1 protein-coding gene is annotated in these 719 nt (G+C 50.1%); it reads left to right on the top strand.

All coding sequences use genetic code 11. The annotated features are described in order from the left end of the window. Nucleotides 1–93: 93 nt before the first annotated feature. A partial coding sequence (locus HMPREF3178_RS03625; protein WP_139146013.1) for an IS4 family transposase occupies nucleotides 94–719 on the top strand: 626 nt, incomplete at its 3' end.

Below are 719 nucleotides of genomic sequence, written 5' to 3' on the forward strand. Positions count from 1 at the left end.
CTGAGGAATCCCCAGTAATGGGCGGGTGAAAAAAGACAGACATAGAGTTTTGTGATCTACTGATTGTGCTATCAATTCAATGAGATCACCTCTATGCCTGCCTGCCGAGTATGTCAGAATTTCTTCCGGGATGCTTTAGCTCCGTTTCACAAATACCGACAAAATGCCCTTCTTGACGCCACGCTTGCCTTAATCAACGGCGCGTCACTGACGCTGACCAGTATCGGACGTTATTTACCCGGCGCTGCTCAGGTCAAAAACAAAATCAAACGAGTTGATCGTCTACTGGGCAATAAATCACTCCATCAGGATATTCCTCTGATTTTCAATGGCATTATCACCATGCTGACACGGAAATTATCGCTGTGTGTTATTGCGGTTGACTGGAGTGGCTATCCGTCTCAGGAATATCATGTGCTCCGCGCCAGTCTGCTTTGCGATGGGCGTTCGCTTCCGCTGTTAAGCTGGATAGTCCCGTCAGAAAAGCAGCAGAATGGACAGATACAAAAGGCCTTCCTTGATGCCCTTGCCGGGGCGGTGAACCCGACGGCCAGAGTCATCATCGTTACCGATGCGGGCTTCCAGAATGCCTGGTTCCGGCATATCCGGTCGCTCGGATGGGATTTTATTGGCCGTGTCAGGGGTAATATCCAGATGCGCCTGAACAGCAAAGGTGAATCCTGGTTCAGACGTCAGGAATTACAGGCCAGCAGTAAACC

It is taken from the genome of Klebsiella sp. HMSC09D12 (assembly GCF_001808475.1).
GTDB lineage: Bacteria > Pseudomonadota > Gammaproteobacteria > Enterobacterales > Enterobacteriaceae > Klebsiella > Klebsiella oxytoca.